Here is a 25942-nt window from a genome sequence, read left to right as displayed (position 1 = left end):
TTTTTTATTTATAACTATTCATCAAACTTCATCCCTTTTAACAAATCTGCAAAAGCATTGTTCAAAGGTTCTGCTTCTTTTTCTTGCTGTTTCATATATTTCTGCACACTGCGCTTATCTACTTTGCCACCGCCTTCTTTTTTACGACGGGCTTCAAATGCAGATAACTTTTCGCGATAACCACATTTACATACGAAGATTTGGCCATCACCTTCACCACGAAGTTCAAGCTTTTTCTTACATTGCGGGCATCGTGCGTTTGTGACGCGTGATACATTTTTACGATGACCACATTCGCGATCTTGGCAGACAAGCATCTTACCTTTTTTACCGTTAACCTCAAGCATTGGTTTGCCACAATCTGGGCAGGACTTTGTTGAAATATTGTCATGCTTATATTTTTTATCACTTGCTTTAATTTCAGCGACTATTTCTTGTGTGTGCTTTTTCATTTCGTTGATGAACACATCTTTCTTCAACTTACCTTTTGAAATGAGCTCCAGCTTTTGCTCCCACTCCGCTGTTGTCGCTGGAGAGCGTAATTCTTCAGGAACTAAATCAAGCAATTGACGACCTTTGGATGTAATGTAAATATCTTTGCCGCCACGTTTTTCGATTAAGAATGAATTAAAGAGCTTCTCAATAATATCTGCTCGTGTTGCAACTGTCCCTAATCCACCTGTTGATTTCAACGTATCTACAAGTTTCTTATCGTTCGTTTCCATATACTTCGTAGGATTTTCCATAGCTGATAGTAATGTCGCCTCTGTAAAACGAGCTGGTGGCTTTGTTTGACCAGACGTTTGAGCAATTAGCTTCGTTTTTAATACTTGTCCTTGTTCTAAACGAGGAAGCAGCTGCTCTTTGACATCATCCGTGGATTCTTCATCTTCAAAACGATTTTGATATACTTCTTTCCAACCTGCAACTGTTACAGTTTTCCCTTTGGCAATAAATTTCTCATTACCGATTTGAGCTTGTACTGTTAATTGCTCATATTCTTGTGCTGGGAATAATACAGCTAAAAATCGCTTTACTACTAAATCATATATTTTACGCTCTTTATCATTGAATGCAGATAAGTTCACATAGCCTTCAGTTGGAATGATCGCATGGTGATCTGATACTTTACTGTCATCTACAAATGATTTATTCGCTTTAATCGGCTTTGTTAAAATTTTATTCGTTAATGTACGATATTCGCCAATGCCACATGCTTTTAGACGCTCAGGTAATGTGCCTACAATATCAGATGATAAATAGCGTGAATCTGTACGAGGGTATGTCAGCACTTTATGATATTCATATAGCTTTTGCATAATATTTAAAGTTTCTTTTGCAGAATAACCAAATAATTTATTGGCATCTCGCTGTAATTCTGTTAAATCATAAAGACCTGGGGCAAATGATTTTTTAGGCTTGCGGTCAATTGAAGCAATCTTTGCATCTTGATTGCCTAATGCTTTAACAATAACGTCGACTTTTTCTTTATTAAAGCTACGTGAATTGCCATTTGCATCTTGCCATGTAAGCTTTAATGAATCTGTTTGTGCTTCAATACCGTAGTATGTTTGTGGTTTGAAGTTTTTAATTTCATCTTCGCGTGCAGCAATAATCGCAACGGTTGGCGTTTGCACACGGCCACAATTCAGCTGTGCATTAAATCTTGTCGTTAATGCCCGTGTCGCGTTTAATCCGATATACCAATCCGCTTCAGAACGCGCAACAGCAGCGGCATATAAATTGTCGTAGTCCTTACCCGGTTTTAAATTAGCAAATCCTTCTTTGATCGCTTTATCTGTAACAGATGAAATCCATAAACGTTTAATTGGCTTTTTCACATTCGCTTTATCAATAATCCATCGAGCAACTAATTCCCCTTCACGCCCAGCATATCTCCATATAAATGCACATAAATATTTTGCACATAATAAGCGTTATATGTTATCTTGAATTATTAGATTATTCAGAATTAAAAGGAGTGATTTTATTGGGGAATGATAATTTAATATTTCTAAAGAAGGAAGATATTAAATTTATTTCAATACCTATATGGCTTGATTATGTATTTTACAATGATGGAAAAATAGAAAAAAGACAAATATGCGTGATAGGAATTAAGGGTTTAAAACTTAATATTCATTCAATTCATCCTATAACTGAATTTATTATGAGCTTTTGGCAGAATAAAGCATTTAATACACAAAAAAAACATGCCAATAATATTGTAAAATTTTTAAACTATTTAATTAAGAATTACAAGAGCCTCAGGATTGACTCTATTTTAGATATAAAAATAAATCACGGAAATTTGTACTTAAATACTTTAACAGAAGAAGGATTAAAAAAAGATACTATAAAAAATTCTGAACAAACTCTATCTTATTTTTATAAATGGTTATCGGAAAATTTTAATACTCAGTTACCAAGTATTAATGTTAAGCATGGCAAGTTCGGTGAATTTTTAGAGTCACCTTTTTCACCTATTTATCCAGCAACTACTCCTAAAAATATTGAGCACGCTTTTCCACCTAGCTATATTCCACTATTCTTTGAGGTCGCTATTGCTATTGCTAAACCAATAGCATTAGGAATATATATGCAATTTCTAGGAGGTTTGAGGGTCGGTGAAGTTGTTAACTTAACGAGAAATCAAGTGTTAAAATCAGTTTCTCAACAAGGCATGACATTAAAACTAATGAACAGAAACTTACGTCCAGACTTAAAAGAAAATAGTAGCGTTAAAAAGAAACGGTTTCAAATAATTTTTGAATTAGATAATTGGACAAACTCATTAATAAAAGATCATTTAGCTTTGTATAAATCCTCGAATGAGTCTAATCCCCTTTTTGTTAATACTGCAGGAAAAGCCATGTCTGAAAGAAGTTATAGGCAATATTTTGAAAAAGTAAAAAAAGCATTCATTGACCTTTTAATTAACAGTTCAGATTTGGAACAAAAAATGTTAGGAATACATTTAAATCAAATAAAATGGTCTACTCATATAGGGAGAGGCACATTTTCGAACTTATTAGCCGAATTTGCTGAAAATCCATATGAAATAGCCCAACCTCGCGGAGATAATGATCTTAATTCATCCTTAGCATATATGAAGCGATCTGTTAGAATTCATGAAAAAATTCAACAGAAGTTTTCTAATCTACATGAAGTATATATGCCTAGCTTAATTGAAAGAGAGGATTAATTATGCAGGAATATTTAAGTTTAAAAGAAGCACAAAAAATACTGGGTTATAGAAGTCCTACAAGTGTTAGAAATCTTATAGATAAAGGTTTAATAAATTCAAAAAAAGTTAAGGGGAAATGGTTAATTTCTAAAGATGAACTAGAATCTTTTATAGACAAGTCAAATAAAAAAGATTATTTCACTTTAATAGAAGCTGCCAAAATATTAAATAAAAATCCCGAACACCTGGCTCGCTTATATAAAAAGGGAGAAATTTTTCCTAATGCTGAGAAGAACACACGCCTATGGAAAATCCCAATGATAGACATTATTGAATACCAAATGAAATTAGAGGCAGCAAATGATTATTATACACGTTCAGATATATCAAAGTTATTGGGGATACAAGCTGTAACAGCAACAAAGTTAATAACGAAAGGTTTACTCTCCGATCATATACAAAAAGTTAATGGTGAATATCGAATTCCAAAAGATGATTTTGATATGTTCTTACATAAACAAAGAACATACGATGAACAATATATTTCTTTAAAAGAAGCAGCACTAGCAATCAATAAAAACTTTACCGCTATAATACAGCGAGTAGAAAAATACTTTCCTAATGCTGTAAAAGATTTTAGAGGGAATTGGAGAATTCCACACCATGATATACAAATTTATTTAGATGATAAAAATCAAAGCAAGCTATATGATTCTAGCATAGCTTTAAGAGAACTACTTATGTTTATTAATGATTGTATAAATGATTTTAAATATAAAGAGACTTTGAATCTATATAAAGAATTTATTAGAATTCAGTTTAATAAAATGAGCGGAGCTACTTCCTATATAAGAGATAGAGAAGGTACATATAAAAACTTGTTTATCTATCTTCAAGAAAATCTTATAAATGAAATTTTTCTTTTAGAAGTTAACGAAATAGAAAATCTTCTAAATCAATCCGGATCAAAAACAAAGAAATTGTTAATACCTAGATTTATTAACTATTGTTACTCAGTGAAGGGAATCGATAACGAGGAAAAAATTATAATAGATTCGTCTAAGCGAAAGAAGAATGATACGATTTATTCCCCTGCCATCTTCAATAAAATATACCTTTATGTTAAAAATATAGACTTGCACAAAAATGAAGCTATAGAGAATCAAAATTATGCGAATATGTGGACATACACTCTCCTTTTACTTACTGACTTTATTCGTGGTGCAGATTTAATTATTCAAACCCCGATTATTAATATAGAAGATTTGGCAGTAAAATCCTTAAAAGATTTATATTCTATTGAACTTACACCAAAGGAATCACATTTAATTATTAATCAGCTCTATATTCATTTTAGAAACAAAAGAGCCAGCAAAAATAAGGAATTATTAACTTTTATAGTATCGCCAGATTTAGTCGAACCACTAGCTCATGCATTAGTTATTAGCGAAATGCATAGACAAAAAAATAATGACCCCTTCTTACTCAATAGTTTCGTTAGCGACTCAACGTTTAAAACTACTTATACCAGTGGACTTAGTACTCATAAGAAATTTTTCAATAAATCCGCATTACCAGATGCTTTTAAGTTTAATAGTCAAACAATGAATAGGAGTGTGGCAACGTATTTATTTTTTAGTATTGTAGAAGAAGACGCAGAGAATGCTGACCTAGCATTAACATTAACGCAAAACAGTAGGTCTCATGATGATAATAACTCTACAGCTATTTACATTCAATTAACTAACAAAGATGGATATATTAATCGCGTCTCTATAAATTTATTTCGTAGAGGATACTTTGGTTGGTTATATAATTATTTAATTTTAATTGCCCTACAAGACGAGAATAAAAATCACACCTTAGAGGAACGAACAATCGCCATTGAAGAATTGAGAAAAAGGTATTCTCCTGTGAAAACAGAAGAAATAGCTCAAATATTTTTAGATTATACATCATCAGGCGATATTGAAAGATTTCTTGAAGAAAGTGAAAATGATAATTATTCAAAACTATTAACTGAAATATATTCAAAGTCTAATAGCGTAATCGAAAGATTAAAAAAGTATTCTAGGGACGAGATTAAAGAAATAATTGTTAAATTAGCTAAAAATGAGCTTCCTTCTAAAAATGAATTTGGCCAATGTTTAATACATCCTAATTGTGAATATCCATTAGCAGAGAACTGCTTTAACTGTGAATATTTTATCCCACAGTATTTAATTTTGATTGAGCTTAAACAGGAACTTAATAAGGTTTTAGATCTTATTCATACATCTAATAATGTAGCTATGCTACAAAAATATACGTATTTTTTAAAGCATTACCTATTTATCTGGAAAGAGGCTCGATTAGCGTATGGAGAAGACATCACTAGCGCTTATCTACCCAAAGAACAAGTCACACTTAAGCTCGAAAAAATTGCACATAAGCTTGTATTGAATGAAATTAGAGGTGATTTATAAGTGGAATTAAAACTAAATCTATCTAGTGTATCCGATAATTTAGTTATGAAAAAATTAAAAAAAGTAAATGCTTTAACATTTAACGAGAATGAATATAAAGAAATGTTTAATAATCTAGTACAAATAAATTTAATCAAAGGTAAATATGAATTATCAACTTGGGAAATATTCGATGAATTACAAGACATGTTCGTTGAATTTTCTTTTGATATGGGAGGTAATAACTCATTACAAAACTATTTAAAATGGTATGTCTTATTAAGATTACAAGCTAATAAACAAACAATGACTGTTTATAATGAAAAACAAAATATTAAGAAGTGTATTTTGGATAATGATGGTTTAAAAAACAGCTTAAAATTAGAAATATTTTTACATGAGGAATATATGAAAAGTAAAAATAACGGTGGCAATATAGCCAGTGATTTAAAACAATTTTTAAAGTTTATCAAGATTAAAAATAAAGATGAACTAATTAGTATTTGTGAAAAGTTTCCACAAAAAAAATATCTAAATAGAAGTTTACCAAAGTTACAAGATGTTCTGAAGTTTGATGAAATTATTAATGATTATTTTAGGTACTACGGGATTGAAAGTACTTTTAGATATTTGCCTATAATGTTGTGGTGGTTAATTACAAATATTATTCCTCAGAGACCAACTGAATTTTTACTTTTAAAGAAAGACTGTTTATTTCATGATCAAATTGATGATAAGAATAAGTATTTCATTACGATTTATAGAATTAAGAATGATAATAACGAAGAATCAATAGAAATCGATAAAACAAGTTATAATATTATAAATAATCTTATAAATAAAATTACTACCCATTTTAATAACGACTCTCCCTATCTATTCACTGTCGATTTTTATTATTACAATCGTCCGCAAAAACACAAAAGAAGAAAATCAAATCATAGATTAAACAGACGAGATTTTTATTCGATTTTGGATGATTTTTATCATGAAGTAGTTAGTGGCTTATATCAAGTTAATGAGATTGAAAAAGTTAAATTCGGAGATACCAGACATTTTGCAATTATTAATATGTGTTTGCAAGGATTTAATATGCTTTCAGTAGCAAATATGGCAGGTCATCAAAGTATTTACACACAAAATGAATATTTCTCTCATGCGAAGCATTTTGCCACATCCTATGTCTGTATAATGGCTCAGAAAAAATTAGGATATTCTTTCACTAAAAACTTTTCAGGTGGATTAGTGGGCTGGAAACGTTATATGTACGATATTGGTAAAACGATTTCCTATGAAGAATTAGATTTTGAAGAAATTGTTGGACAAATTGATTATGGTATCTGTACAGAGTTAAAGAAAGAATTTCCTATGAATTGTATTGGAGATTGCAGATTTTGTAATAAGTACTATTTCAAACCTACTATTTCAGAATTCGAAGAAGGAATGGAATGGTTAATTAATGGTTCTAATCAAATGAAATTTAAAATTGAAAACGCTATAGATTTCATGAAAGATATAGTTACTAATAGTATAAATAATAACAATAGGGCTGCTCAGAACTTATTACAAACCACATCAAGAAATCTTGTAAGTTATATGGATTTAAAAGCTATAGTCGACGCAAAGATATTGGAGAGTGATAAAAATCATGAGTTCTAAAGAAAATACTACAAGACCTGGGAGACCAAAAGGATACACCGATTCGGAGTTAAAGGAGCTAGCAGTTAAAATAAAATATAAATTTAAAGGTAAGAAAATTACCCCTTCATTTCTGGAACAAGAAACAGGTATAGGGAGAAACACTTGGAATAGGCGATTAAAAAAGTTTATACAGGAACTTAATGATCCTGTTTTACGCTCAATTCCTTTAAATGATTCAGATGAAGTTTTTCTACCTAACATTGAAATGATTTTTGAGAAACATGGTGATAATAAAACCGGTATCATACGAGAACTATATGCTTTAGAAGAAATGATAGATACTTTATATTCTGAACTTAGATTATTAAAAACTGAAAATAAAAAGTTAAGTAATTATAAAAGTGAAGCTATTAAATACAAACAACAATTCACAGAGCAGCTTCAAAAAGCAAAATACTATGAGGAATTATACAATAAAACGGTTGCTTCAAGCTTGTATCCGCATCTATATTCAAAATCGCCTCTATTAAAAGAATTTAACATCAATAGTAAACTCATAGATGTTAAAAATAATACTGACGAGCATATGAAATTTAAGAATATTAAGCTCGATGTCAATGTAGTGGATATTTCTGAAGAGATTCTTTCAACAGATGATGCCAATAAAAAAGAAGACGTAATGGCTTTTTTAAAGGATGAATTTGATTTATAAAAGGCTTCTACTGTAAATATTTTCAGTGTAAGCCCGAAGTATAAAAAATAACGCACCTTTACGGTATGCATGACGAAATTTAGATTTATATGCTAATTACCTATTATTATTAAAAGTAGATTAACTATATATTTATATGTAAGTTTTACCTTAATTTGATATAATTTATTTAACTAATTAAAAAGGGTGAAATAAAATGAGAGCTCTTCCCTCACTTGATAAGCCACTGTTTTCAACTTTTACCGGATTATATATGTCAGGTATTTTTATTAATGATCCAAAATCACTCACAATAATGAGCTTACTTTATGATAAAATTTATCTACCTAATCAATTGGATTATGTTATAGAATTCTCCCAAAAATATAAATTCGCAAAATATGATTCCGACTTAAATGTTAACCTTAAACCTTTTTCTTCTAATGAGGAAGATATTGATCCTCTAGATAGTTTAACTCCTGAACAACGACTTACAGCTAATCAGTATCTTAAAGCCATTGGTAAATTCTCGATGCATTACTCTAAACTTTTTGGAGAAGTTTTTATATCTGACTTTTTTGAAAATAATAAAGTTCTTAATGCTAAATTAGTTAGACAAGGAGCTCCAGGTGAGTTAAATACTTATGAAGTAAGTATGAATCCCATTATTGTCTCATCAGATAATGACGAAAGAACATTGGAAGTGCTCGAGTCTGGTGCTATCCCAGTCTTTGGAGAGCATCACATACGCCAAAACATGCAAGCTGATAAATATAGTGGTAAATTTCTTGCATCTCTATTAGCTATGAAATCGATTGATATCGTGCTTCCACCCATAAAATCTGCACATCCTGAAGCGATATTAGAGGCTAGATATAATTTAAGAGATTACTTGCCACTTTTTTGGTCTGAAATGTTACGATTTACACAACTCTTCAAAAACTCTCTATCTAATGGATTGTCCATAGAGAATGTCATGTTTGAAGCAACTGACTTTGTAGATTGTTATATCAGACCATTACTCATCGAAATAAATAATAAAATGATTCAAGAAAAAAAATCTCGGTTCAAGGATATTGTCTCACTCTCAGAAAATGAATTTTTAAATCTATCAATTGGAAACCCGCAAGTTACAAAATCAGATATTATTAATATGGGACTACCTTTGAATCGTAGTCAGTTAGATTCTTCGTCTAAAGAAGAATCCGGATTAACTTTTCTATTAAACCTTTCACCAAACTTGTCTAAAATCACATACTAGTTATACTTTGCAAAAACTAAGGGTATCCTCAATTCACAGATACCCTTCACCACTGTATAGATATTTATTTTTGCTCCACTTGGCTTTTAAGTTCCTCAAACACTGAGTTACCTATTTTCCAAAATTCCCCAAACGATTTACCACCATCTAAAAAAATTTGATGATTTTGTAATATTTTGCAAGTGCGAATTATTTCCTTAATTTTTATCATACTATTAGGATTAAGTATTTCATCTAGGATTGAATTATTATCAATCAATCCACTAGCTAAGGAACTAAGAATATGCTTTCCATTTGTAGTTGAATACGGATTACTATCCCTTTCACTTTCCCATTCTAACTCCATTTGATAAATAAAGCTTAGTAATTGTTTTTTTGAGTTTTTAACAATTTCTTCATTGTCTTGAACACTTGTTACATTATCTTGGGAAGTATGATTAATATTCCTTATTAATGCAGTTAGTTGACGATCTAGTTTTTCCCTAAACTCTGATAACGATGTATAGCTTTCTAGTAAACCTTCTTTCATAAGCTTATCTTTATAAGTTTTCAGTTTGCTATATTGTTTCATATCTAAACTTGCGGGAGCTACAGGGGCAGAGGAGAAGTATAGCATTACAGGCTTATTTTTACTTCTAAATTCTTCAATTTCCTCCGCAGACCCTGATTCAGCTACACCCGTTTTTGAACCTAGCCTTGTCCAAAAAGCCCCCACAAGGATATCACAATAGTCTACTAATTGCTTATTAATTATTGCCTGTGGCCTGCTCCCTAATTCGGGTATTGAATGCGTTTCCCATTTAACTGGGAGAATAACCGCATGATAATGAGATGCATTTTTTTCATTCCATGTATGTACAACTTCTGATATTATTTTTCTTTCCTCAGCTACATCTGAAGGTGATGCAATTAGTATTCGATATACATTAGCGCTAAACATAAATTTTCCTCCTATAATTATTATAGATATAACTCATTATCCCTTTTCTTATATATATCATAAATACTACATTAGTTTACTTACCTGAATTTTATATTCTTAATTTCCCCATTTGTGTTTTGTAATAAAAAATGTATGAAACAATTACGTCTAAATGATTCTAATCAATCAAAAACCCGTTATGATACGGTTATCCGTAAAATGACCAAATGCTGTTAGTATTCTTCCTCAACAAAAGAAGAAATTCGTTTGTTGTCTATTTTTGAAAGTAAAAATAACCGTGACCAACTACTAAGTTCTCTAGCATTTTCTTCTAAAGACATTTCTTCTTCTGTATTAACTGTTTCTTCTGAAAGCATTTCTTCTGTTTCAACCGTCTCTTCTAATAGCATTTCTTCCTCTGTTTCAACCGTCTCTTCTGATAGCATTTCTTCCTCTGTTTCAACCGTCTCTTCTGATAACATTTCTTCTTCTGTTTCAACCGTCTCTTCTGATAACATTTCTTCTTCTGTTTCAACCGTCTCTTCTGATAACATTTCTTCTTCTGTTTCAACCGTCTCTTCTGATAACATTTCTTCTGTTTCAACCGTCTCTTCTGATAACATTTCTTCTGTTTCAACCGTCTCTTCTGATAACATTTCTTCTTCTGTTTCAACCGTCTTTTCTGAAGACATTTCTTCTTCTGTTTCAACCGTCTTTTCTGAAGACATTTCTTCTTCTGTTTCAACCGTCTTTTCTGAAGACATTTCTTCTACAGTCCTCTCAATTTGTTCAATTTGAGTCTGTAAAGTCGTTCTAATTATTTCTTTAAAATCTTCATCTAAATTAATTTGATATTCAGAGATTACGTCTTCTAATAAAGACAATAATTCACTGTTAGCATCTAAACTATATTTCTTTATGCAACGGCTACAGATGATATCTTTAACCTCCATTTTAACTTTTGAATAATTCGGAGAAATAAAAGTAATACTATGCTGTAGTAGTTGTTTAAAGAATCTGTCATTATTTAGGATAGTTGAATCCTTCTCTAACCAGTTATTTATACAACATTCATATAAAAACATCCAGTTCTCATCATATAAGTCATTATTCACAATAAAACGTTTATAATCACTAAAATCTACAGTGGGATAAATTAAATTTTTGTCATTTAGTATCATTACTAAAATATTTACTAAGGAATTTTCATACTTAGTTAATTTTTTTGTAGTATTTTCATCAATACAAATCATAAATTTATTTGCAAAACTCAATGCCCAAATCATCTCATAATCATTGTTTAATTCTATATGTTCATTTAATACTGAATGTACAAATAAGCTTAGTTTATCTAATTCCATGTTATAACCCTTATATTTATAACTCTCAATAATTTCGAGTACCGTAGGAATTACTGCGGAATCTATTAATGCTGACTGAAGTAGCAGAGATTGAAATAAAGTCCAATTTTCCCTATGATAATTCGCTTTCAAAGGATTTTTAAAGCATATTTAATTATTCCTTTATCATTTATTTCAATTTGGTATTTAAACATTTGATTGAAATATTCTTTTAAATCCTTTTTTTCTAAGGAAATTTGGATTTCCCTTTTATTACTGCTTCTAAACTTAAATTTATTAAAATAATATGTCCAAACATTATCGACTTCTAAAGGCAATTGTTTAATTTTTGTCTTCTCGATATTTATATCTAAATTATATTCTTTTAATATCTTTGTCATTATACCTAGCGCTTTATTTGCTTCATCAATATTATTAAAATAGTATTCTATATCATCTGTGTACCTAAAGCCTGGTATATCTTTCCCCATTAGTTGTTGAAATTCTCGATCTATCGACGAACCAATAATTTCTTGAATAATTGCTGAGGTAAGTGGTCCAATAGGTATTCCCATCGTCTGACCATCCTGCATATTTCTAACTTCTAAATCAATCTTATTACCTAATAAAGTCATATCCCTAGAATTAGACTTAGCGATTGGTTTAGTATGTAAAGCCCATGGAATTGAGTGAGTATATATACTTGGATAATATCTATTAATATCTATTATCAAAATATATCTATTAAAAGCTAAATTTTCCAATCTAACTTCTTGCTTATGATTAAAACTATATTTAGTTTGAATTTTACCTCTTAAATATTCAACCTTCGTTAGCGATACTTTAGATTTCTCAAAATGTGATTCCAACTCACTCCAATTTTCCTCTAGTACCCTAGATAATTTGATATAGTGTAAGGGGTGAGGGACAGCAGCAATTCTTCTAAAATTATTTTTTTTTGGTATAGAATACTGGAGTAACTTACTCCATTTATTCACACCTTGATTTGATAATTTACTTGGACTCAAATCCAACTGTTCTAATGCATTCCCTATTTTATAACTACTAAATTCAGACGGTAAATCTCTAAAGAAACCCTCACTTATTATGTATTCCGAAATATTACTTTCCACCAAATCCCCCCCTGATTTGAATTATAGATAAATTTTACCATATAGAAAGAGGCCGGGACATAACTAAGTAGTTCCTTCACAAAGTCGAATAATCTGTAAATTCAAAACACGATAAATAGAAAAATCGAACTATTCATAAACACTTCATAAGAGTTTCATTGAATAGTTCGGTATTTTTGTTGGCTGAAACACATTTGTCCTAGCCTCTTTAAACAGTACTTAAATATGATACGGTTCTCCGCTATGCGGCTAAGTGCAGTTTTATTATTATAACTGAAATGAATAACTGGGATTATTGAGTTTTAAAATGGTAAGGATTTAAGTTCTTTCATGCACTCATTTTCCTTATATCCCATTTTTTCAAGTATTTTGTACTGTGCAATTTTACGAAGCCCGCCAACGTATCTACACAATACCATCTCTTGACGAGAAGATACTTCTACATCAGATAGGCACTCCTTAACAATTTTCAACTTGGTTACTGCCTCTTCATTATCAATACAACCAACATAATTCCATGTTGCACTAGTAATGTTACTGTCTCTTAATGCTTTTCTATATGCCTCATTTCTAAATACCTTGTCTTTTCCTAGAATATTTACAAGAACCTTGTCAGCTAAAATGGACTCTTCTATCAACATAGTTCTTGCTGGTCTTTCTTCCCAAGGATGTGTTCCCACACCTAGCCCTCGATCTGCTCTAACACTTATAATCAGTTTTCTATATATATATTTAATTATAATCTGCTGCCACTCTTCTGGATATTCAGCGGCTGTAAAAGTAGAAAAGTAATTATCTAAAATACTACTCTCTTTTGAATATGCTTTATCCAAATCATTGTGAAATCTATAATTATCTTTAGTCATAACTCTATCATGCTGGCCAGCGATTACTTGATCGAGAGAATATTCATTTTCTCCCTTACCGAATTCATGTGTAGGAATATTCCTCATAATATCTAATGCAAACGTCTTAGACTGTACCCCAAGCTCTGAAATCATTTTTTCAAACTCTTCATCTTTACTACTTTCATTTTCTGGTTTGAATGCTTCTAATAATTTCTCTTTCATTTCTTCCAGAAACAACTCTTCAGGAAGTATGATTTCATCTTGATCCATTGTTGGGAAAATAATGCAATGGTTTGCTGGATCCAAAACATCCAATTCTGTAGAAATAATGTTTCCTTTAAGATCCTTAAACAATTCACTGTAAGCCTCCATATCTTTGCGTACCGCTACTCTCGCTTCTTCATATTTTTTATTTGTTAAAAAGATTCCTTCTTTTTTATATAAAAAAGCAACTTTACTAGTTGCAACATCTGCTTTTATCTGAGTCACAATTTTTCGTAATGTCTGGGACTCATCACCATTATCAGGCTTTACCAAAAATAGGTAAATGTCAGATTTGGCAATCTTAGCTGCTTCAACATTGCCTGAAACACCTGGTGTATCTACAATTTCAAAACTTCCAATACCACATTCTCTTAGAAGTTCCTTACAAAATTCACCAGGTCGTTGGAATGTATCAATATAGGTATTACTATTCTTTCTATTGGGATATCGCTCTTCTATAGATCTAATTTCTCTAATGACTCCTTCAATCTCAATCATCTTTTGGACATCTTCCTGCAAGTATGGATGATTTACCAATGCAGATATTCGGTCCTTTAAGTTCTTAAGCTCTTCATCTTCTTTTTCATCTTCTACTTTATACATACTATTAAAATCTGTATGAAACACAAAACTCTCTAATGTTACATACTCAGATATTTTTATATATATGGGGCATGCTGTTTTATCACTGTTATTTCCACAAAACAAATTAACGTATCCATTACGATCAAACACAAATCTTGAAATAAGAAAAGATTTCCCGCCACGCGCACGTCCAATTATTGCCATACGTTTTGATGATATTTTCCCTGTTGAAATCACATCATATTCATCTTTAAATTTTTTCTGAAGATATGTAACAATATCTTCTGCCTTCCATATCGGGCCAGCAGACGTATTAGTATATGGTGTCGGAAATTTTGAATCACGTGATCTCCAATTAGAAATATTACTATTACTAGTTCCACATAATTTTGCCACATCGCTTAATCCTAATAGTTCCTTTTCAACAATCATAAATCCGCCTCCGTTAACATTATTCACAGTATTTGTGAACGTCATTAACAAATACCGTATTTATAATATACAGAATATTATTCCAATTTTCAACTTAAAATAAAAATAAGCCAGCAAAACATTAAAATTAATGTCTTAATGACTTACTTTAAAACCGCACTTACTTATGGTACGGTTCACCGAAACTAATTTTAAATTCGTTATAAAAATGGAATTCCTTATTGGACTAACTTGCCCCGTTAGCCATCCATGTGGTGTAAAACTAACACTACACCACAGAAAATGAAAGATGATTACGTTCTTTCATGTGAGTTTAAGTACATTTCTTCACAATTTTCATAGTGATATTAATAAAAAAACCCATCTCTCAACAAAGAAATCTCTAGAGGGGAGATGATTTTAATCAACCTATAATTAAAATTATCTAAATTTGTAGTAAATTATCAACATTAATTAAAAGGCTACATTAAAGGTTTCAAAAGATAAATTAAATTATATTTTTAGAAACCTTTAAATTCAATGCATTATTTCAAACAATTTCTTATGTCCTCAGCTAAAATTTTTGACCCCGATATTCCTTTTAAAAACTTTAAATCTCCATTTGACGACCAATCTATTTCCCCTATACTTAGCAGCTTGTTTGCGATTTTAACAGAATCTGTTTGCTGTGATTTTTCTGAGTAAAATTCACTTATTAGCTCATTGCCTACTATTGCAAGAGCATTTAAACATGTTATATGTGTGAGACGGTAATTTATATAATCATTCCATTCATCAGGTAGCAATTCTTTGATCAAATTAAAGTAAAATAATGCAATATTTAATATCTTTTCCTTTGGTAACTTTACTAAAGGTGATTTTTTAGTTAATAAATTTACAATTTGATTTAAATTTTGTAATGTAATGTGTTTTTCCTTTGTACGTCTTCCAATTAATGTTCCCTTACTAAAGAATGGGCTTTCTGGCTTTAAAATAAGATTAGTGGCTATCCAACCAAAATCGTCATTATTCCGGTTTAAATAACGACTCAACGAAGTACCAATTCCTTTAGCTTTCGTATTGATGACATCGAAAAGTTTAATTTCATCATCATCTAAATAATGAAAAGCTAAAAATGGCACAGTTAATGTACTATCTGTTTCACTAATATATTCTTTAATCCCTTCTAAACGATGCTGCCCGTCCATCAAGGTTCCCTTTTTTCGGCATACTAAACGGCCATAGCTTCCTCTACTTCTATCATATGCATGGAATTCCCAATTTCCACAAGCATTTAATAATATAGGCGTATATAATGAATCTTCTCCTTGAGATAAATAATCAGCAAAATCTTTACATCTCTTTTTGTTTATAGGGCGTTGATAACCTTTACCTGAAGGATCATTAAATAATTTTGAATAACAGAAATTAATAGCTACTTGCGATGATACAGCACCTTGATATATTACTCTTCCCCTCATCTTCGATTGGATAACATTTTCTATCACTATATTTGAACTTAAATGGTTATTCATATAAGTAAACACTCCTTAAAAATATTTCAAAGTACATAATAGTACTTATAAGTACTGAAAACAAATAAAATATACTTTTATGAAACTTCATGTGAATTTGCGCCTCACATAGTCTTTAAGTGAGGTGATTAAAATGGAACAGTTAGTGGATATAGTTGGTGTTAATATTAGAGAAATTCGAAAGCAAAAAAAGCTCACCCAAGAAGAACTAGCAGAAAAAAGCGGACTACAAACTTCTTATCTAGCAGGAGTTGAGCGTGGCGATAGGAATATTACTTTACAAACGTTAGAAAAAATTTCTTTAGGGTTAGAAATTAACGCTAAGGAACTATTTGAACTGGAATCACCATTAATTAAACTAGCCTTAGAAAAACAACAATTACTACAAATATTCACAAGCTATATGCAAGATAAATCCGAAAAAGAGATTCAATTGTTAATAAATATTGCGAACAATATATTTGAAACATACAAGTAATTATTTTGAGAATTGATATATTGAAAAATTTAAGTACCTGCAAAGGCTCATAACTTATTTGAAAAAGAGTTTTATGTTATATTTGCATGATAAGAAAGGGTGTTTTTATGTCTAAAATAGCGGTACTTGCTGAAAAGCCATCTGTTGCAAGGGATATTGCAAGAGTATTGAAGTGTAATAAAAAAGGAAATGGATATCTTGAGGGCGATAAATATATAGTAACTTGGGCTTTGGGTCATTTAGTAACACTAGCCGATCCTGAAAGCTACGATGTAAAATATAAAACTTGGGATTTAGAGTCTCTACCGATGTTACCTGAAAAGCTAAAGTTATCGGTGATTAAACAAACAGGAAAACAATATAATTCGGTCAAACATGTATTAGAGAGATCTGATGTAGCAAGCTGTATTATTGGTACCGATAGTGGTCGTGAAGGTGAATTAGTTGCAAGGTGGATTTTAGAAAAATTAAAGTATAAAAAGCCTATTCAAAGATTATGGATTTCATCTGTTACCGATAAAGCAATTAAAGAAGGGTTTGCGAACTTAAAACCAGGCAAAAATTACGATAACCTATATCATGCAGCTGTTGCTCGTAGCGAGGCAGATTGGTACATCGGTTTAAATGCAACACGTGCTTTAACGACACGCTTTAACGCACAGCTAAACTGTGGACGTGTACAAACACCGGTAGTAGCGATGGTTGCAGCACGTGAAGATGAAATTAAACATTTTAAGCCACAAACGTATTATGGCATCGAAGCACAAACTACCGATAAATTAAAGCTAACGTGGCAGGATGCAAAGGGCAATTCACGCAGCTTTGATAAAGATAAAATCGATACAATCGTTAAAAAGATTGGCAATGACAATGCTAAGGTTGCCGAAATTGAGCGTAAACCGAAAAAAACATTTGCTCCTGGCCTATATGATTTAACTGAACTGCAAAGGGATGCAAATAAAATTTTCGGCTACTCTGCGAAAGAAACATTGAACATTATGCAAAAGCTTTATGAGCAGCATAAAGTTCTAACTTACCCACGAACAGACTCGCGATTTATTTCAAGTGATATCGTTAGTACGTTACCAGAGCGTTTAAAAGCTTGTGGTATTGGCGAATACCGTTCACTTGCGAATAAGGTATTAACGAAGCCGATTAAAGCGACTAAAGCATTTGTAGACGATTCTAAAGTGTCTGACCACCATGCTATTATTCCAACAGAAGAATATGTGAACTTTGCAAACTTTAATGATAAGGAACGTAAAATTTATGATTTAGTTGTAAAACGTTTCTTAGCAGTATTCTATCCTGCGCATGAATTCGAGCAATTAACGCTACGTGCGAAAATTGGTAATGAAAGTTTTATTGCGAGAGGTAAAACAATTGTGACAGCTGGTTGGAAGGAAGTATATGAGAACCGTTTTGACGATGAAGAAAATCAGGACGATTTAAAAGAACAGGTCTTCCCTCGTATTGAAAATGGTGCAACACTAGAAGTTCGTTTAATCGCACAAACATCTGGTCAAACGAAACCTCCTGCACGTTTCACTGAGGCCACATTACTGTCTGCAATGGAAAACCCAACAAAGTATTTACAAACAAATGATAAGCAGCTAGCGGATACTTTAAAATCTACTGGTGGATTAGGGACCGTTGCAACACGTGCTGATATTATCGATAAGCTCTTTAACTCGTTTATGATTGAACAGCGTGGTGGCAAAGACATTTATATTACATCAAAAGGTCGTCAGCTATTAGATCTAGTCCCAGAAGAATTACGCTCACCTGCTACAACTGCTGAGTGGGAACAAAAGCTAGAGTTAATTGCCAAAGGGAAATTGAAAAAAGAAGTATTTATCAATGAAATGAAGCAACATACGCAAAAAATTGTTGCTGAAATTAAAGCAAGCGATAAAAAATATAAGCATGACAATATTTCAACAAAGTCCTGTCCTGATTGCGGTAAGCCTATGCTTGAGGTAAACGGTAAAAAAGGTAAAATGCTTGTTTGTCAGGATCGTGAATGTGGACATAAGAAAAATGTAGCCCGCGTAACAAATGCTCGTTGTCCTCAATGTAAGAAAAAGCTTGAATTACGTGGTGAAGGCGATGGCCAGATTTTTGTATGTAAATGCGGCTACCGTGAAAAATTATCCGCATTTGAAGCTCGTCGTAAAAAAGAAGGCAACGGTAAAGTAGATAAACGTAGTGTTCAAAAATATATGAAGCAACAGGAGAAAGAGGCAGAACCATTAAATAATCCGTTTGCTGATTTATTAAAAGGTATGAAGCTCGATTAAGTAAATTAATAATAGTGAATTTAAGCGCCCCAATCGTTGAGTATACTAAACGATTGGGGTGTTTTTTTTATACTATCTAAAATTTCTTTGAATTCTTTCTGATACATTCCTTTAACTGATCTTCCAACTTTATCACTCAACAAAGTAATAAAATCATTCATTGAAGGTATTATTAATTCTAATTTTCTCATATCTAAAGCTAATTGAAATAGAAATTTAGGTAGCAAAAGTTTAATAATCAAACATTTTAAATTGCGCAAGAACTACTACTGATTGACAGGGGACTGCTCGCTGAAAACAAGCAGTCCCCTGTCAACACTATATTCTTATATATCAAATACCCACGTTAGTGAAATTATAATATTTTACCAATAACAATATTTACTCCAGCAGGAATTTTATATTCACCTGTTGTGAACTTATATGGCGAGAAAGCACTAAGTAGTTTAATTTCATCTTCCTTGCTACTTATTTCATTTTTCAAATGAAGTTCTTTATAATAATTTAGTAAATGATTATCATTTTCCAATTTAACAAAACCATTAAGATGCTCTTCTGAATAATCAAGTAGTTGCTTATTTTTCAAATTTTGGAGAGTATTTAAAAATACCTTATAAGTATAACCTCTATCGTAATAGGGGAAAGGCAGAGTTTCTTCCATTATTCTTGTTGCGTAAGATTGTTCAACTGAATACGCATCAAAATAAAAGAAGACAAAATCACACCCTTTTTTTAAACTTTTAAAAAGTTTAGAAATATGATTACTGGCTTTTTTTTCAGACTCTATTAAATTATTTGATGGTATAATTTCATTTGTGCTATAATTTTTTGTCTCGAAAAAACTTAAAATGGAATAATTAAATGCCCAAAAACTACATATTAAATCATGGGTATTAAAATTATCATATTGATTAATAAATTCATTAATTTCAAAAACTGAAAAATCTGCTCTTGGTTCATTGATTTTTTGTTTTATTTGATTTATCATGCTTTGGCTAATATCAATTCCCTTATAGTCTTTCGACTTATTTATTAAATAGGAAGTAATTCTACCAGTACCTACTCCAAGCTCCAAAATAGATGTATATTGTTTATTATTAAATAATGAACAAACCATTTCTTCTTCTAAAATATATTTTTTTGATTCAAAATCAAAAAAGTAATATTTGGGTAAATATGAATCATATTTTATTCCTGTGTCTTAATCTAAATATTTAGATCCTTTAATATACATCAGTTTAATCCTCCCTTTATTCATTCACTCTTCACTTTAATAAAACTTAAAAATAAAGTACATTACATTGCAATATTTACATTGCAATATACGCTTTGTAAAATCCAAATTTTAAGTGAATTTTTGATTCATAAATGATTTTAATTTAAAAATAAGCGGTATCCCCATTATTGCTATCCCAGCAGATACAAAAAACATATACTCAATAGAGATGTAATCTAAAATATTTTTATTCATAAATAAAATTAATATAATAATTATTTCTGCAATAAATGATAAGGTAGACATAGCTTGGCCTTTATTTTTAAACTGAAACAAAATTTCATTATCAAAATTATGTAGAGCACTACTTGCTGCTCCAAATCCAATTTGAAAAAGACCAAATAATAATACTCCTATAAAGTTCTTAAAAAATGGTATAAGAGCTGCGGAAACGATTATTATACCTAAATAAATTAGTATGGATGTATGATTTTTCAAATAATTTATTGTAATGGTATAAAATTGCCCACCAATTATAACTCCTATAACACTAATACTATAAACTAATGCTAAATTAAAATTCAGTTCGCTTACGAAATAAATTGACCAATAAATTAAGATAAATTGTGCCGATCCTTCGATGATTGCATGCAAGAATATTAAAAACTTCATGTTTTTACTTTTTAATACCTTCTTGTCAAGGAAGAGCAATTCACTACTTTTCTGAGCTTTATTATCTAATAAATTATTATATTTCGTCCAAACATAAATAATTAATGGGTAAATAAATAACCCAATAATTGATAAAATTAAAGGGAAATTAATATTTATTGTATACAAATAACTTCCAATATTTCCGCTTAACAAAATAGTTATATTGGCTAGTGATGTTCGAAGACCCATTATCTTACTATCCATTTTAATGCCTAGCTTTTCTTGTAAATCGTTAATATACGCTAATACAATTCCTGAATTAAATGCAAGACCAATTCCATATAAAAATTCTGCTATAGAAAAATATAATTCATTTTTTAAAAGTAACATCATTAAAAAGCTTACCGCAATTAGTAGAGCAGAAATTGATAGTATTTTTAAACGTCCGAATTTATCAGCAAAATAACCGGCTGGTAATAAACCAACTAATATTCCAATACTTTGATACGCTTTAATACTACTAATCTCACTTTCGGAAATGCCATTATCAAAATAATAAATAGAAAAAATTCCGGACATAATAGTTCTAAAAAAAGTAAATATTATAATATAAAGCAAAAATGTTACAGATATTATTTTCACCTTTGTGTTAATATCCATATCATCAATATATACTTTAGTATTCATATTGGAATGCCATTTTTATTACATTATCTAGATTGTAAGTACCCCCCATTTTTTCATGACTACTATACAAATCCATAAAATCAATTAATTTATCAGGAAATTTTCTATATTCATTTTTTTGAAGGTCGTTATAAATACTATTAAAATCTTCCTCTTTCAAAGTTTTAATTCCTAAATATTCTAACAGTTTTATATATATATGATAAACAACTTCTTTACTTACTTCACTTAACTTTAATATATTAAATCTTCTCTCTAATGCTCTATCAGTTTTCAAAATTTCAAATTCATTTATGGTTGTAGCTCCTATAACTTTAATATTCGAATTTGTTACATAAGGTTTTAATATATCAGCTCCAGATAAACTTCCTTCAGATTTCCCTACACCTAATAGAATATGGATTTCATCTATAAAAAGAGTCACACTATTCCGTTTTGAATAATCTAAAATTTGCGCTAGTTTCTGTTCGAATTCTCCTCGATATTTAGTATTAGAAAGAACTTTATCCATTTCAACTACAAAAATCTCTTCATTGGAGATTCGGCTATATTCTTTTACCAAACTAGTTTTTCCAACACCAGGTTCACCAATTAATAGTAGATTATTTTTTATTTTTCTATTTAGTGTCAAACTCATATACCATAATTCCTCTGTTCGCCCTGAAAAATATACATCTTTTTCTTCTAAAAAATACCCTAAAGATTCTACTTCATTTATTAATTTTTTTTTCTTGTTATTCACAACTTTCGATATCTTTAATTTGTTGTATTGCGTATAAATAAATTTAAAATCTGAATCAGTTTGATATAGATATTTTAAAAAGTCTCCTACTGTAACATTCTTATTACTGTTTTTTAAAGAATTAAATTTACTTTTTAAATTTTCATTCATAATATTTAAATTACCTAATCCAAATAGGTGATCACTTGGAAATGTGGCTTTTACCAAAGAAAGTATTTCATTCAAATCTGATAAGGAATTCATCGGTGTATTTTCAATTTTTGTTAAATCAAGTTCATAATTCATAAAAATTCACTTCCCAAGTATCAGTATCTAAAACTAATCGTTTATTAATAATCTGTGACTTTCTATATCCAGTTAAAAACTTTACTATTTCAATTGAAGCCATTTTAGCTGCCATGCCATTGTATGGATCCATTATTGTAGGGGTAAATCTTTCATTAATTCTTTCCACTTTACTATCCATATTAAAGGTTGCAGGTGGAATTTGTTCTTTTAAACTTTTTGTTTCACCTGGAATAATTATTGGACCTAACGAGATTTTTGAAAAACTAAAAGGAGCAAATGTAATCCATGGAATATTATTTTTACATGCTACATCATCTACCAAATACTCAATTTCACCTCTAGGAGTATCTGCACATTGAACAATAAAATCTACATCCTTAAAAAAGTTATCTAGTTCATTTAAATTATTTGAACTAACAAAAAGGTTCTTGGTTTCAATTTCAGTTTTCTTATTAACCAGCTTTAATTTCTCTGCTGCAACCTTTATTTTTTCCTTATTTATATCTTCTTCATTGTACAGTATTTGACGCGAAGTATTACTTAATTCAACTATGTCACCATCAACTAGTTTTAGTTTTCCTACTCCAATAGCGGCTAACCCGTATGCTATATAAGATCCGACACCTCCTACTCCTAAAATACCTATAGATGTATTCTCTAATTTTTTTTGAAACTCCACTCCATCTTTAATTGTTAGGCCTGGTAAAATTCCAAAGTTTCTTATTTGTCTATCATATTTCAAATACTTCTCTTTAAAGATTAATTCTTCTGCATCATCCTTTTCTTTAAGAATATTTAAGTGTAACCAATCTGTTGTTAGTTCATTAAAATCTTCTTCTGATATAATATAACCTAGGGAATCCAATTCTCTAATTATTTCCTTTGAATTTCTCGTTCCATCAAAAAGATATAGTACTTCCATATAAAAATCTGGATTCACTTCGTACTCTATAGCGTCTTTACCTGCTACAGAAATAAATAAATTTCCGTTGTTAGTTTTATGGCAACTAAGACTTATATTTGTAATTAACACCTTAACATCACCTTTCCATAAAAGTAATTTATCCTTACTTAATCACTTAAATTTAAAAAGTAAAAGGCTGAATCAAAGTCATAAATGACCTTTGAAACAGCCTCTTATTTTTTAGCGATCAGCACGATAACTGATAGCTGCAACTACTGTTTTCGGTGATGCTACTACAGGCTTAGCAACTTTAATTTGAGTAATAGTATTCATTATAACACCCCCTATCAAACACATTAGGAAATACTTTATTTACACATATTTGAAAATAAAACTTATATTTCCTTATTACATATTTTAATATAAAATACCATTTTTTTCAAGTAAAATATACGAAATAATCTATCTAATTGAATTTTCAGATATTTTTATCTACAGTTTTTATCTTACCTCCTTTTTACTAGACCGAAGCATAGTTGCAATTTTTTACTGTATTTTTAAAACCATTCGAGTTGTTTTAAGAACATGCCCATCAAAATCTTCATCAAATTCATCAACTATTTGAAACCCCTTTGCAATGTAAAAATTTTTCCCAATCACATTCTCAGTTTCAACATTTACAAATATCAATTCCGGCTTTAAGTCTTGTATACCTTTATCTAGAAGTTTTGAACCAATCCCTTGACTTTTATATTGAGGATGAAGATAAATTGCTGATAATTCAGTACTTCCATCGTTATTAATATTAGAATAGTTTGCAAAACCAACAATTTCTTTTTTCAATTCCGCAACATAAAAAGGTGTTCGTTGATATCTTTTTTCTAATATTTTTTCATTATAAGCCTGAGCTAAAAAGTTATCTTGAATAGTTCTAGGAATAATACCATCATATGTTTCATGCCAACTTTCTCTGGCAATTTTAGTAATCCTGCTAATATCTTCTTGTTTCATCCTTCTAATAAGTAAATCCATGCTTACATCTCCTTCAAAAAACTTAATTTATCTACTTTTTCAAACAAAAAGTACTAATCAATATTTATCTTAAATGATATAAATAATAACAATCCTAATATAAACAAAATAATTGATATAATAATTATTACAAACTGTGGGCCAAGAATAGCAATAACCATTGATATTGCAGCTATTGAAAATGGAGAAACCGAATTTAGTATTACTCCTCTTATTGCAAAAAAATCGCTTTGTTTCTCTTTTGGAATAGTACTTTGAAAAAAACTATTGTTATGGATTCTCAATAGTGAAAGAGAACACCCTATTACTAAACTACCAATAGCACCGATAATTAAGTATTGTGATAACCCTATTAGTAACATCCCAATAGAACATAGTAAAAATGAAAACACAATAAAAAATTTACTTTTATTTACTCCAGTTTTAACAAAAATTTGACTTACCGATAATATAATTAATCCCAAACTAAAAGTTACTTCATAGAACGCTAATATGGTAGCTGAGAGATTCTTTTCATGAACAATTAGGGCGGGGTATAGTATATTTAATAATGGAATCATAGTAAAATTAAATATTAAAAAAGCACCCATCAGGAATAAAATCGTTTTGTTTTTAAATAAATCTATCATATTTTTAAAAAAAACATTTCGATTTAAACCATCATATTGATGTGGAATAAAATTTTTCCATTTTAAAATATTTATTAATCCAATTAATAACACTAATAATACTACAATAAATAGATACGCATTTCCTCCAGAATTAATACTTATTAAAAGAGAGCCAAGAAGTGGACTAATAAAAAGGGAAATATTATCAATTAATGAAATTATGGAGTTTACGCCTATATATTCATCTTTTTTAGCTATTTGAGAAACTGTACTATAAATAATTGGATCTAAAAAGGCATCAGATAAAGAATGAATAGTCATTATCAATCCCAGTATCCAATATTCAGAAGAACCCGATGAAAAAAAGATAAAAAAACATGTGTATGTAATAATTCGCATAACATAAGATAACTTAACAATTTTAGATTTTTCCATGAGTCGAGATATTTTGAAATACTTACTATACTATCTAACAATATTAAAACACCTATTATTTTTGCTGAATCAATACAAAACCACAAAAAAAACAAAACTCCAAATTCACCAATTCTATTAGCAAAACTCATTGAAAAAAATATATATAAAAGTTTTCTTATATCTACATTATATTTGGATATATTCCCAAGTAATATTATCTTACTACCTCCCTCCATAAATATTGATATTTCAATGGCTCACGTAACTTTTAAGTTTTTAAAATATTCTTAACACATACATCTATCTTTATTTCACAATTATTTATTTTTCTCACAATCAGCTCGAACGCTT

18 protein-coding genes and 1 pseudogene are annotated in these 25942 nt (G+C 30.1%); 7 read left to right on the top strand and 12 right to left on the bottom strand.

Annotated features, from left to right (window positions below; genetic code table 11):
- Nucleotides 1-14: 14 nt before the first annotated feature.
- Nucleotides 15-1892, bottom strand: a pseudogene (locus tag MY533_RS01395) (DNA topoisomerase III); the annotation flags it as partial.
- 98 nt (nt 1893-1990) lie between these two features.
- On the opposite strand from MY533_RS01395, the gene MY533_RS01390 reads away from it, so the two are divergent.
- The 5 genes from MY533_RS01390 to MY533_RS01370 all read left to right on the top strand — a co-directional run bounded on the left by MY533_RS01390 (nt 1991) and on the right by MY533_RS01370 (nt 9224).
- Nucleotides 1991-3205, top strand: coding sequence for a site-specific integrase (locus MY533_RS01390; RefSeq protein WP_248717743.1), 1215 nt, complete (start codon nt 1991-1993; stop codon nt 3203-3205).
- A 2-nt stretch (nt 3206-3207) separates the two neighbouring features.
- Nucleotides 3208-5652, top strand: coding sequence for a helix-turn-helix domain-containing protein (locus tag MY533_RS01385; RefSeq protein ID WP_248717742.1), 2445 nt, complete (start codon nt 3208-3210; stop codon nt 5650-5652).
- Complete coding sequence (locus MY533_RS01380; RefSeq protein WP_248717741.1) at nt 5653-7290, top strand: hypothetical protein; 1638 nt, start codon at nt 5653-5655, stop codon at nt 7288-7290.
- Nucleotides 7280-7984 carry a hypothetical protein gene (locus MY533_RS01375; RefSeq protein WP_248717740.1) on the top strand — a complete coding sequence of 235 codons (705 nt, stop codon included), beginning with the start codon at nt 7280-7282 and terminating at the stop codon, nt 7982-7984. Before MY533_RS01380 ends, MY533_RS01375 begins: the two co-directional genes overlap by 11 nt.
- Nucleotides 7985-8180: 196 nt before the next feature.
- The gene (locus tag MY533_RS01370; protein ID WP_248717739.1) at nt 8181-9224 is read left to right on the top strand and encodes a hypothetical protein; all 1044 of its coding nucleotides are present in this window, start codon (nt 8181-8183) and stop codon (nt 9222-9224) included.
- Nucleotides 9225-9288: 64 nt separating this feature from the next.
- On the opposite strand, the gene MY533_RS01365 is transcribed toward MY533_RS01370, so the two are convergent.
- From MY533_RS01365 to MY533_RS01345, 5 genes are all read right to left on the bottom strand, one after another.
- Entirely contained in the window at nt 9289-10164 is an 876-nt protein-coding gene (locus MY533_RS01365; RefSeq protein ID WP_248717738.1) for a DUF4062 domain-containing protein, read from the bottom strand.
- Nucleotides 10165-10379: 215 nt separating this feature from the next.
- Nucleotides 10380-11507, bottom strand: a complete 1128-nt coding sequence (locus tag MY533_RS01360) for a hypothetical protein (RefSeq protein ID WP_248717737.1) — start codon at nt 11505-11507, stop codon at nt 10380-10382.
- A 128-nt stretch (nt 11508-11635) separates the two neighbouring features.
- Nucleotides 11636-12619 (bottom strand): RNA-directed DNA polymerase, encoded by a 984-nt coding sequence (locus MY533_RS01355; protein WP_248717736.1) that lies wholly within the window; start codon nt 12617-12619, stop codon nt 11636-11638.
- Between the two features lie 302 nt (nt 12620-12921).
- Nucleotides 12922-14748: a hypothetical protein gene (locus tag MY533_RS01350; RefSeq protein ID WP_248717735.1), complete on the bottom strand. Its 1827-nt coding sequence runs from the start codon at nt 14746-14748 to the stop codon at nt 12922-12924.
- 524 nt (nt 14749-15272) lie between these two features.
- The gene (locus tag MY533_RS01345; protein ID WP_248717734.1) at nt 15273-16262 is read right to left on the bottom strand and encodes a DGQHR domain-containing protein; all 990 of its coding nucleotides are present in this window, start codon (nt 16260-16262) and stop codon (nt 15273-15275) included.
- A 133-nt stretch (nt 16263-16395) separates the two neighbouring features.
- Here MY533_RS01345 and MY533_RS01340 point away from each other — a divergent pair, with 133 nt between their 5' ends.
- Together MY533_RS01340 and MY533_RS01335 are read left to right on the top strand one after the other, a co-directional pair.
- The gene (locus MY533_RS01340) at nt 16396-16740 is read left to right on the top strand and encodes a helix-turn-helix domain-containing protein (protein WP_248717733.1); all 345 of its coding nucleotides are present in this window, start codon (nt 16396-16398) and stop codon (nt 16738-16740) included.
- Nucleotides 16741-16847: 107 nt separating this feature from the next.
- A complete protein-coding gene (locus MY533_RS01335) occupies nt 16848-19040 on the top strand; it encodes a DNA topoisomerase III (protein WP_248717732.1) in 2193 nt (730 codons plus the stop codon).
- A gap of 355 nt (nt 19041-19395) precedes the next feature.
- Here MY533_RS01335 and MY533_RS01330 read toward each other — a convergent pair whose 3' ends face one another.
- The 6 genes from MY533_RS01330 to MY533_RS01305 form a co-directional block, all read right to left on the bottom strand.
- Nucleotides 19396-20157, bottom strand: a complete 762-nt coding sequence (locus tag MY533_RS01330) for a methyltransferase domain-containing protein (protein WP_248717731.1) — start codon at nt 20155-20157, stop codon at nt 19396-19398.
- Between the two features lie 228 nt (nt 20158-20385).
- Nucleotides 20386-21597, bottom strand: a complete 1212-nt coding sequence (locus MY533_RS01325; protein WP_248717730.1) for an MFS transporter — start codon at nt 21595-21597, stop codon at nt 20386-20388.
- On the bottom strand, nt 21587-22624 hold the full coding sequence (locus tag MY533_RS01320) for an AAA family ATPase (protein ID WP_248717729.1): 1038 nt from the start codon (nt 22622-22624) through the stop codon (nt 21587-21589). Before MY533_RS01320 ends, MY533_RS01325 begins: the two co-directional genes overlap by 11 nt.
- Nucleotides 22614-23660 carry a HesA/MoeB/ThiF family protein gene (locus MY533_RS01315; RefSeq protein ID WP_248717728.1) on the bottom strand — a complete coding sequence of 349 codons (1047 nt, stop codon included), beginning with the start codon at nt 23658-23660 and terminating at the stop codon, nt 22614-22616. The genes MY533_RS01320 and MY533_RS01315 overlap by 11 nt, the downstream gene beginning before the upstream one ends.
- Nucleotides 23661-24077: 417 nt before the next feature.
- Complete coding sequence (locus MY533_RS01310; RefSeq protein ID WP_248717727.1) at nt 24078-24563, bottom strand: GNAT family N-acetyltransferase; 486 nt, start codon at nt 24561-24563, stop codon at nt 24078-24080.
- Nucleotides 24564-24616: 53 nt separating this feature from the next.
- A complete protein-coding gene (locus MY533_RS01305; RefSeq protein WP_371873287.1) occupies nt 24617-25609 on the bottom strand; it encodes an MFS transporter in 993 nt (330 codons plus the stop codon).
- Between the last annotated feature and the right edge of the window lie 333 nt (nt 25610-25942).

Source organism: Lysinibacillus sp. Ag94 (genome assembly GCF_023242215.1).
Lineage (GTDB): Bacteria > Bacillota > Bacilli > Bacillales_A > Planococcaceae > Lysinibacillus.
Note: the sequence above shows the minus strand (reverse complement) of the source record. Positions and strands in the feature narration are given on the sequence as shown.